Genomic DNA, 10610 nt, shown 5'->3' on the forward strand with positions numbered 1-10610 from the left:
TTCTCAATCCAACAGGTAATAACTTTTTATATTGTCTGTTTTTTCTAATAAATTTAGCAATTTCTGGACTAGTTGGTACAACACTAAGATTGCGTTCTTCAATATTTTCGAAAACTAATTTCAAAAATTTCGCAGAAAAATTCTCATCTGTAATACCTTCAGGTATAATTAATTTTGTTAAAAATATTTTACGCTCTTGTAAAGAGTATTCAATCTTTGCAAAATTGTCTTCAGTTTTAAGTTCAAATTGACGTAGAAAATCATTGTCAACTAATTCATCAGCATCAGTCATAAGTAATAAATTTAATTTATTAGTTTAGTTTCAAAAATAGTGCCAACTATTTTTATAGCTTTACACTTTGCAAAAGTACTAAAAAATATTGTTAATTAGCTTTAAAGCCACTATTAAAACCTTATGAGTCAAGACATAATACATGTTTATTTAATGCCTGGAATGGCAGCAAATGCATCTATTTTTAATAATTTGTTATTGCCAGAAAATCAGTTTAAGTTTCATAAATTGCATTGGGAAATTCCTGTAAAAAATGAAACTCTCAGTAATTATGCTCTTAGAATGACAAAAAAGATAAAACACAAGGACATTGTTTTACTAGTAGTCTCTTTTGGAGGAATATTAGTTCAAGAAATGAGTAAGCATATGTCTTTGCGTAAATTATTTATTGTTTCTAGTGTAAAAACTAAGCACGAATTACCCAAACGATTTAAAATTTTAAAAGCAACTAAAGCCTATAAGTTATTGCCAACAAAATTGGCAGGAAGTCTTGATTTGTTGGCGAAATTTTCTTTTGGCAACTTAATTAAGAAGAGAATTGATTTATATAAAAAATACCTTTCTGTAAATGATAAGTACTATTTAGATTGGTCTATAGAGCAGGTAATTAATTGGCAGCAAGACTCTGTTATACAATAAGTTATACATATTCATGGTGAAAAAGATCTTGTTTTCCCACATGAATGTATTACAAATTGTATAACTATTAAAAATGGAACGCACATAATGATTATAGATAAATACAAATGGTTTAATGAAAATTTACCTAAATTAATTTTAGAATAAATTAAGAAGGATATTCAGTAATTTATTATAATTTTTTTAAAAAACGAAACGATGATGAGAATAGTAAAAAAAGTATTGGCAGGAATTGGTCTTTTATGCTTAGCAGTATTATTTATAAATGCCTTTCAAAATGCTCCAACAGATGAGAATTTAGAAAAGAAAATTATAAACGATTATAACGTCTATGCGTTACAAGTACCAGATTATTTAAATTTTGCAGGAGAACCTATGCCATTAGGTGATCCAGATATTCTTGAGCGTATGGATAAAGAATTATTGGTAAACACTTACTGGCAATCTAATGGATTATTAATGTTTAAACGCGCTCAAAAATACTTTCCTATAATAGAACCAATTTTAGCTAAAAATGTTATTCCAGACGATTTTAAATATTTAGCAGTTATTGAAAGCGGACTTACAGACGCGAGGTCTCCAGCAGGAGCTAGTGGTTTTTGGCAAATAATGAAGGCAACTGGAAGAGAAAATGGTTTAGAAGTTAATGCAAATGTAGACGAACGCTATAATTTAGAAATGGCAACACAAGTAGCTTGCGATTATTTAAAAAAATCAAAAGAAAGATTAGGGTCTTGGACTAATGCAGCAGCAGCTTATAATGCAGGTAATTATGGAATTTCTAAAAGGTTAAAAGCGCAGAAAGTAGAAAACTATTACGATTTGCTTTTAGGCCAAGAAACAGGACGTTACGTCTTTAGAATTATAGCATTAAAAGAAATTTTATCTCACCCTAAAAAATATGGTTTTAATTTTAGAAATAAAGATTTATATACAGCAGTACCAACTTATAAAGTTTCAGTAGATACAGTAGTTACAGATTTTGCTACTTTTGCAAAAGGTTTTGGTATTAACTATAAAATTCTTAAAATTCATAACCCATGGCTTAGAGAGAATAAATTAAATAATTCATCTAGAAAGCAATATTATATTGAAATTCCTGAAAAAGGCTATTATCCTACTGCTCCTTAAATGATTGGGTTTTTTTATAAACTATTGGTATAATTTGATAATAATAATAATAGTAAATTATCTATTAGGTATTTCTGCTGTTGTCACTATTTTTTATAGAAATATAAACCCTACAAAAACACTAACATATATTATTGTGATGGTGTTTTTTGCTACTCATAGTATATTATTTATTTAGAAAAAAATTTAGAAATAATAAAATTTTTAATATTAAGTTTACTCTTAACAAGAATATTATTAAAGATATTAATAGACAACTATAACTCAATATAAAAGTACTTAAATAACTTAAGTGTAAATATAAAGATGAAAAACAAAATGGATTTACAAATATTGCTTATTCTAATTGTTGTTGGGCTTTTAGCAGGTCTTTTTAGCGGAATGTTTGGTGTTGGTGGAGGTGTAATTATGGTGCCTTTAATGGTGTTTGCACTAGGCTACACTCAACATCAAGCTCAAGGTACAAGTTTAGCTGTTCTTGCTGTACCAGTTACATTTTTAGCAGCATATACTTACCATAAAACAGGTACAGAACCTCTTAATTTTAAATACGCTTTAATTATTGCAGCTTGTTTTGTATTAGGTGGTTATTTTGGTACTAAAATAGCTATTTCTATAAACGAAACGCTTTTAAAAAAGATATTTAGTGTTCTCTTAGTAATTGTTGCTGTAAGAATGTTTTTTAGTAAATAGCACCATAAAAAAAGCCCACAAACGTGGGCTTTTTTTATGGTGTATGGTTTGTTGTTATCTAGACGCTCTACGGTGAGCTCTCATAGAGCCACCTTGTCCCTAATGTTGGTTAGGTGCTCCTTGTGCACGCTTCATGTTAGCTTTCATCTCTTTAATTTGCTCTTTGAGCATACCTTGTTTATCTAATTTTTGAGCTTCATTAATAAGAATTGTTGCTTCTTGTTTTCTTCTTTTCGAAAAAGCAATGCCAGCTAAGTTTAATTTAGCCATTGCCATATCTTGATCCATACTTAGACCTAATGACACTGCTTTTTTAAAATGTTTTTCAGCAAGATTTATGTCGGTTTGAGATACCATTATACCTTGTAAGTAATTATAATAGCCTTGTTGTTTTGTGACTAAAGCTGTTTCAGGATTTTTAATTTTATTTAACCAATTTTGGGCACCAGGAAAATCTTGTTTTCTTAATTTTAAAAATGCAAGTAAAATAAACTCGTTTTTAAAATATAGAAATATAAAAATTAGAGCTAAGAAAATAAGCATAATACCATTTCCTATACCACCTTCTGTAAATTGCCAAACAGCTGTTGCAATAATTATTCCTGCAATTATTAATTTAAATACTTTATTGTACATTGTAATTCGTTTAATTGTAATTTAAGACTGCAAAGAAACTCATTTTTTCTGAAATATCAATCGATAAAAAATGTATTTGTGTCTGCTTTTTACTACAATACATGGTAAATGCCATTAAATTAACGGTTAAAAAAAATCTTAGTAAAATATTTTTTAAATAAGGTTTGTGAAATAAAAAAGTCGTTGTATATTTGCGCTCAGTTTTAGAAGAGTACTAAAACAAAAAACATTTACAATTCAGATTTAAAATATAATACAATGCCAAAAAGAACGTTTCAGCCATCAAAAAGAAAGAGAAGAAATAAACATGGTTTTAGAGAAAGAATGGCTTCTGCTAATGGAAGAAAGGTTCTAGCTCGTAGAAGAGCAAAAGGAAGAAAGAAAATATCTGTTTCATCTGAAACTAGACATAAAAAATAATGATTAACAATTGTTAATATTTTAAAGGCGTTACTTAGGTGTAACGCCTTTTTTTGTACCCAAGTTTAACTATTTTTGTATCACATAATAAATTACTACAATGCCAAAAAATTCTAAATTAAAATCGATACTTATTATTGGGTCAGGACCTATTGTAATTGGGCAAGCCTGTGAATTTGACTATTCTGGAACTCAAGCATTACGATCTCTAAGAGAAGATGGAATAGAAACCGTATTAATAAATTCTAATCCTGCAACAATTATGACAGATCCTTCAATGGCAGATCATGTTTATTTGTTGCCATTAACAACAAAGTCTTTAGTTAAAATACTAAAAGACCATCCGCAAATTGATGCTGTACTACCAACAATGGGGGGACAAACAGCACTTAATTTATGTATTGAAGCAGATGAAAAAGAAATTTGGAAAGACTTTGGAGTAGAAATTATTGGTGTTAATATTGATGCTATTAATATTACAGAAGATAGAGAAAAATTTAGAGAGTTGATGCTTAAAATTGGTATTCCAATGGCACCACAAGCTACTGCAACTTCTTATTTAAAAGGTAAAGAAATTGCACAAGAATTTGGTTTTCCTTTAATAATTAGAGCGTCGTTTACTTTAGGTGGCGCTGGCGCTTCATTTGTTTATAAAGAAGAAGATTTTGATGAATTGTTAACACGTGGTTTGGAAACATCTCCAATTCATGAAGTTATGATTGATAAAGCCTTAATTGGTTGGAAAGAATATGAGTTAGAACTACTGCGTGATGCTAATGATAATGTTGTAATAATCTGCTCAATAGAAAATATGGATCCTATTGGTATTCATACTGGAGATTCTATTACTGTTGCGCCAGCAATGACTTTAAGCGATAAAACATACCAAAAAATGCGTGATATGGCAATCCATATGATGCGAAATATTGGTGATTTTGCTGGTGGTTGTAATGTGCAATTTGCCATTAGTCCAGATGAAAAGGAAGATATAATCGCCATCGAAATTAATCCGCGTGTGTCTCGTTCTTCAGCATTAGCAAGTAAAGCAACAGGTTATCCTATTGCTAAAATTGCAGCAAAACTCGCTTTAGGTTACCATTTAGACGAATTGCAAAACCAGATTACAAAATCTACTTCTGCATTATTCGAGCCTACTTTAGATTATGTAATTGTTAAAATACCACGTTGGAATTTTGATAAATTTGAAGGTTCAGATAGAACTTTAGGCTTACAAATGAAATCTGTAGGAGAAGTTATGGGAATTGGTAGAAGTTTCCAGGAAGCGCTTCATAAAGCAACGCAATCTTTAGAAATTAAACGTAATGGATTAGGAGCAGACGGAAAAGGTTATAAAGATTACGACCAAATTATACAGAAACTAACCTACGCAAGTTGGGATCGTGTGTTTGCTATTTATGATGCTATTCAAATGGGAATTCCATTGAGTCGTATTCATGAAATCACTAAAATAGACATGTGTTTTTTAAAGCAATATGAAGAATTATATTTTATAGAAAAGGAAATTTCAACTTTTAAAATAGAAACCATACAAAAAGACCTATTACTTGAAGCCAAACAAAAAGGTTATGGAGATAGACAGATAGCTCACATGTTAGGTTGTTTGGAAAGTCAAGTCTATAATAAAAGAGAAGAACTAGGTGTTAACCGTGTTTATAAACTGGTAGATACTTGTGCTGCAGAGTTTAAAGCAAAAACACCATATTACTATTCAACTTTTGAAAATGATGTTGAGACTGCAGATGGAAAACGTTTTGCAGATAATGAAAGTATAGTTACAGACAAGAAAAAAGTAATCGTTTTAGGTTCTGGACCAAACAGAATTGGACAAGGTATTGAGTTCGATTATTGTTGCGTACATGGAATTTTAGCTGCTGCTGAATGTGGCTACGAAACCATCATGATTAATTGTAATCCAGAAACGGTTTCAACCGATTTTGATACAGCAGACAAATTATATTTCGAACCAGTATTTTGGGAACATATTTACGATATTATTAAACATGAAAAACCCGAAGGTGTTATTGTGCAACTTGGTGGACAAACCGCTTTAAAGTTAGCAGAGAAGTTAGAACGCTATGGTGTTAAAATATTAGGGACAAGTTTTCAAGCTTTAGATTTAGCAGAAGATAGAGGACATTTTTCTTCATTATTAAAAGAACTTAAGATTCCTTATCCAGAATTTGATATTGCTACAACAGCAGATGAAGCTGCAGCAATAGCAGATGTTTTAGACTTTCCAATTTTAGTAAGACCTTCTTATGTGCTTGGTGGTCAAGGCATGAAAATCGTGATTAATAAACAAGAATTAGAAGAACATGTTGTAGATTTATTAAGACGTATGCCAGGAAACCAGCTGCTTTTAGACCATTATCTTGATGGCGCAATAGAAGCTGAGGCAGATGCTATTTGTGATGGAGAAAATGTTCAAATAATTGGTATTATGGAACATATTGAACCTTGTGGAATCCACTCTGGAGATAGTAACGCATTATTACCACCTTTTAACCTTGGAGATTTAGTGATGCAACAAATTAAAGATCACACTAAAAAAATAGCATTAGCATTAAATACTGTTGGCTTAATAAACATTCAATTCGCGATAAAGGACGATATGGTTTATATTATAGAAGCCAATCCAAGAGCATCGCGTACCGTTCCTTTTATAGCAAAAGCTTACAAACAACCTTATGTGAATTATGCAACTAAGGTAATGTTAGGAGAGAAGAAGGTAACCGATTTCGATTTCGATCCTCAGTTAGATGGCTATGCTATTAAACAACCAGTATTTTCTTTTAATAAGTTTTATAATGTGAATAAAAAACTAGGACCAGAAATGAAAAGTACTGGAGAAAGTATATTATTTATTGACGATTTAAAAGACGATGAATTTTATAATTTATATTCACGTAGAAAGATGTATTTGAGTAAGTAAAATCATTTTAAATTTTAAGAAAAGTGTAGATTTTAGTTAAAAATTGTTTTTTTTACTTCAATTTTATAAAACAAAGAGATTTATTCATAAAAAAGTATTAAATTTATTTTTTTGAGCCATAAAGAGAATGTTTAAGATTAAATTTAAAGTATTTAGTAATATAAAAACAGCATTGTTTTTCGTTTTTGTATTATTCACATTTTTGTCTTTTTCTCAGACTGATATTTTCGAAGTGTGGAGAAGTGGAAATGTTGAAGCTATTACAAAACTATATAAAATTGATAAAAATATAATTAATAAAACTAATGAAAATGGTTATTCTCCTATAACTTTAGCTTGTTATAATAAGAATATAGAAATTGTTGTGTTTTTAGTTGATAAGGTAAAAAATATAAATGGAAATAGTAACTATGGCACTCCTTTAATGGCAGCCACTTATAAAGGTAGTGCTGAAATAGTTGAGATTTTATTAGATAACAATGCTATTACCGATTTACAAGATAAAAAAGGTGAAACTGCTGCACATTTAGCAGTTATGTTTAAAAAACTAGATATTATAAAATTATTAGTGGAAGCTAAGGCAGATTTTAAAATAAAAAATAACTACGAAAAATCACCTATTGATTATGCAAAACTGTATAATGATGAAAATATTAATAAATTATTAAAATTATAGTCTATGAAAAAAATTACACTTTTTACTTTTTTATTAGCCACTAGTATAGCGTTTTCACAGACGCTTACCACTGACGAAATAACCCTTGAAACAGGACGTTCTGTCCAGTTTGACATAAATACAACAACAAATATTGTTACTATGACAATGAAATTGCCAATAAATACTTGGTTAGGTCTAGGCATTAGTTCTGATATTGATTTAGGGCAAGGAATGGGAGATTTGGATGATGATGCTATTATTGGTTTATCAAGTGGTATTTTAGATAGAAATATGAATGCTACTTCTGGTGAACCATCTGCAGATACTAATGATTGGACTGTAACAAGTAATACTGTTGCTTCTGGAGTAAGAACTATTGTTGGAACTAGAGTAAGAGATACAGGTAGTGCAGAAGATTTTACTTTTCCAAATACAGAATCAAGTTTCCCAATGATTTATGCAAAAGGAGGCGCTACTTTTGCATATCATGGTGCCGGAAATTATGGAATGGCAATGGCAACATTAAGTCCAACATTAAGCACACCAAATTTTGATATACCAACAAAATTTTCAATTTTTCCTAACCCAAGTAGTTCTGTTATGAATATTAGTATTCCTACATTAACTGATGGAGGTTTAAAATTAGAAGTGTTTGATGTTTTAGGAAAGAAAGTATATACAGAACAATTAAACACATTGTATTCTGAAATAAATATTGCAAATTGGAATAGTGGTTTGTATTTGGTAAGATTATCATCTCCAAATCAAGATATTACATTAACTAAGCGTTTTGTAAAGCTTTAATTAAATAATTTTATAAAATTTAAGAAGCCTTCAACAGTTATTGTTGAAGGCTTTTTTGAATATTAATGTCATGATTCTTCAGTCGTCTCTGAATGACAAAAAATAATCGTAATGTCATTCAAAGCAAAGCGAAGAATCTCAATATAATTCTTTACTTTTTAGTAAGTGTAAATCGATAGCTAACAGCAACATCTTTTGAGAGTTTATTGCTTACAACCTTTGGAATTTCAATATTAAAATCTGAAACATCTGCAATAAAATCACCAGTAATAACAATTGTATTATTTTCTGTAATTGAAATTTTTAAAGATTTGTTTTCTAATGCTTTAGTTTTTCCGTGAAAGGTTAAAAAACCATTAAAAGTAACAGTCTGTGAAATTGTATTTAATTTTTTAAAAGAAAAACTAGAAATAGTACCTTTAAAAGTCGCTTTAGGGAAATCATTAGACTCAGCATAGTTTTCGTTAAAATGCTCTTCCATTAAAGCGTTTTTAAATCTAAAACCTTTTACTAATACTAAGGCTGCAAATTCACCATTTTCAGTATTTAAAATAGCAGTAGTATTTTCATTTTTAGCTTTTACTTCTTCAAAAGAAGGAACAGAAGCTTCAAAAGTTACCGTTCCTGTTTTTGTAAGGTATTTATTTTGTGCAAAACTAAAACCCATAAAAAGCAAGGCTATTGGTAGCAATAAGTATTTCATATTAATTATTTTTTTATGTAAATCAAATAGTTTGCCATAATGTTGTCTAATTTTCTATAAGACCATCTTCTACCCATTGTTCTAGTAGATCTATTAAATTTTGAGGTAATCTAGGTCCGCCAAGTGGCATAGCTCCAGATTCTCCAGTTTGAGCAGAAATTCTACCAATTAAATTACCATTATTTACACCATTTACAACATCACTATATGTTACTAATGATGTTGGAGCTCCATTTATTGGTGGATTGCTATGGCAGAAGTTACAGTTATTCTCCATTATTGATTGAATATTTTCTGTATAGTTAACAGTTTCACCAGGTTCAATAATAATAGGTTCTATTAAATCGTCTTCGCTAACGTTAGAACATGAGGTAAATATTAAAAGTACGATTATAGTAAGATAATTTTTCATAGTATAAATTTAAAAGACACGACTTAAGTTAAAACCAAAATAAATATCACCATCGCTCCAGTCTCCTGTAGCTTGGCCTAAAAAGCCATTAGTGTTCATCGCTTGGGCATTAGAGAAATGCATTTGAAAAACATGACCACCAGTTTCTAAGTCTAAACCAATAGATAAAGGATTTTTAAAAGGTGATTTGCTAGATCTATTTAAATGCCAACCATAATCTGCATTTAGAGACCAGCGTTTTCCTAATTTATAACGACCGCCAAGACCTAATGCATATTGCGAGTTATCTTGGTTATTATCTACTACAAAGTTGTCGTGAAAAAAAGTTGGTGCTAGTTCTAATGATAATTTTTTGCTGAATTTTCTAGCTATTAATAGTTGAGCAGTATAACCTAATCGATGTTTAAATTCTAACTTTGGTAGGTTAGCTTTGTCTAAAGCTGTATTTAATAAAATTGAATTATAACCAACTATTGTAAAAATAGAACCGTTTTCTTTTTGTTTTACTAATCTATATTTTATTGAAGATTCGTATATTTTTTGAAACGAACTTCTAGAAACGCTAATGTTAATTGCGTCTGTTAAACCATAAATAAAGTTTAATCTTGTAACTGCATCATCTAAGCCAAAAAAGCTGTCAAGTCCGTTTTCAATACTACCAAATCTATGAGAGACAACAAAGGTTAATTCCTTTTTTGTAGTTAGTTTAGTCGATTCAAAATTTACAATTTTAAGACCTTTAAAAGTTGCTGTAGCATAATTATCTTCTGGAGGAGTTGTATCAATTTCATTTAACAAATCGTCTTGAGAAAAGAGAAGTATTGGAAATAAAAAGAGAGATAAAAATAGTTTTTTCATTAGTTGTTTAGTTTGTTAATGTACATTGGTCGAGTTTAATTTGCTCTAATAAATCATCGTAACCAATACAACGACCTTTAATGGTTACTGTTTGGTTTAGTTTAAATTGTTTGTTTTCTTTATTAAGTAAACTGCAAAATATGGCATCATCTAGGGTAACATCTGTTGTATTGATTTCTGAAACCTGACCAGTTATTTTAATCGTTTTATTTAGATATTTAGTTTCTGCAGTTTGCGAATCATTTAAAAATTTATTTAATAAAATTGTAGATGTACTACTAAAATCTGCAGATTCGCTACTAATATCTCTATGGTTTTGATAGACATAGTTGTAAACTATAATGCCAATTGTTGCAACAAGCAATAATAATATAAGATACTTTTTTTTCATGTTAATAGAATTAAATTTCT

Annotated in this window: 12 protein-coding genes and 1 pseudogene; 7 read left to right on the forward strand and 6 right to left on the reverse strand. The window is 29.6% G+C overall.

Features of this window, described 5'->3' with window-relative positions; all coding sequences use genetic code 11:
* The coding region (locus QNK89_RS09060) for an N-acetyltransferase (protein ID WP_340170700.1) at positions 1 to 292 on the reverse strand (292 nt) is incomplete at its 3' end.
* A 123-nt stretch (positions 293 to 415) separates the two neighbouring features.
* Here QNK89_RS09060 and QNK89_RS09065 point away from each other — a divergent pair.
* The 3 genes and pseudogenes from QNK89_RS09065 (at position 416) to QNK89_RS09075 (ending at position 2755) form a co-directional block, all read left to right on the forward strand.
* Positions 416 to 1078 (forward strand): annotated as a pseudogene (locus QNK89_RS09065) (alpha/beta hydrolase).
* Positions 1079 to 1132: 54 nt separating this feature from the next.
* Positions 1133 to 2062, forward strand: coding sequence for a transglycosylase SLT domain-containing protein (locus QNK89_RS09070; RefSeq protein WP_340170710.1), 930 nt, complete (start codon positions 1133 to 1135; stop codon positions 2060 to 2062).
* Positions 2063 to 2368: 306 nt separating this feature from the next.
* Positions 2369 to 2755 (forward strand): sulfite exporter TauE/SafE family protein, encoded by a 387-nt coding sequence (locus QNK89_RS09075; protein ID WP_340170701.1) that lies wholly within the window; start codon positions 2369 to 2371, stop codon positions 2753 to 2755.
* A 99-nt stretch (positions 2756 to 2854) separates the two neighbouring features.
* Here the strand turns inward: QNK89_RS09075 and QNK89_RS09080 are convergent, their stop codons facing one another.
* Positions 2855 to 3391, reverse strand: coding sequence for a DUF2892 domain-containing protein (locus tag QNK89_RS09080; protein WP_340170702.1), 537 nt, complete (start codon positions 3389 to 3391; stop codon positions 2855 to 2857).
* A 258-nt stretch (positions 3392 to 3649) separates the two neighbouring features.
* On the opposite strand from QNK89_RS09080, the gene rpmH reads away from it, so the two are divergent.
* The 4 genes from rpmH (at position 3650) to QNK89_RS09100 (ending at position 8226) form a co-directional block, all read left to right on the forward strand.
* A complete protein-coding gene (rpmH, locus tag QNK89_RS09085; protein WP_028281753.1) occupies positions 3650 to 3811 on the forward strand; it encodes a 50S ribosomal protein L34 in 162 nt (53 codons plus the stop codon).
* A gap of 100 nt (positions 3812 to 3911) precedes the next feature.
* The gene (carB, locus tag QNK89_RS09090; protein ID WP_340170703.1) at positions 3912 to 6764 is read left to right on the forward strand and encodes a carbamoyl-phosphate synthase large subunit; all 2853 of its coding nucleotides are present in this window, start codon (positions 3912 to 3914) and stop codon (positions 6762 to 6764) included.
* A 127-nt stretch (positions 6765 to 6891) separates the two neighbouring features.
* On the forward strand, positions 6892 to 7440 hold the full coding sequence (locus QNK89_RS09095; RefSeq protein WP_340170704.1) for an ankyrin repeat domain-containing protein: 549 nt from the start codon (positions 6892 to 6894) through the stop codon (positions 7438 to 7440).
* Positions 7441 to 7443: 3 nt separating this feature from the next.
* Positions 7444 to 8226, forward strand: coding sequence for a T9SS type A sorting domain-containing protein (locus tag QNK89_RS09100; protein WP_340170705.1), 783 nt, complete (start codon positions 7444 to 7446; stop codon positions 8224 to 8226).
* A gap of 151 nt (positions 8227 to 8377) precedes the next feature.
* Here QNK89_RS09100 and QNK89_RS09105 read toward each other — a convergent pair whose 3' ends face one another.
* The 4 genes from QNK89_RS09105 to QNK89_RS09120 all read right to left on the reverse strand — a co-directional run.
* On the reverse strand, positions 8378 to 8929 hold the full coding sequence (locus QNK89_RS09105; protein ID WP_340170706.1) for a YceI family protein: 552 nt from the start codon (positions 8927 to 8929) through the stop codon (positions 8378 to 8380).
* A 46-nt stretch (positions 8930 to 8975) separates the two neighbouring features.
* The gene (locus tag QNK89_RS09110) at positions 8976 to 9341 is read right to left on the reverse strand and encodes a hypothetical protein (protein ID WP_340170707.1); all 366 of its coding nucleotides are present in this window, start codon (positions 9339 to 9341) and stop codon (positions 8976 to 8978) included.
* A gap of 9 nt (positions 9342 to 9350) precedes the next feature.
* Positions 9351 to 10199, reverse strand: coding sequence for a DUF5777 family beta-barrel protein (locus tag QNK89_RS09115; RefSeq protein ID WP_340170708.1), 849 nt, complete (start codon positions 10197 to 10199; stop codon positions 9351 to 9353).
* A gap of 7 nt (positions 10200 to 10206) precedes the next feature.
* The coding region (locus tag QNK89_RS09120; RefSeq protein WP_340170709.1) for a hypothetical protein at positions 10207 to 10610 on the reverse strand (404 nt) is incomplete at its 5' end.

The organism is Lacinutrix sp. (genome assembly GCF_037625555.1).
In the GTDB taxonomy this organism is placed as follows: Bacteria; Bacteroidota; Bacteroidia; order Flavobacteriales; family Flavobacteriaceae; genus Lacinutrix.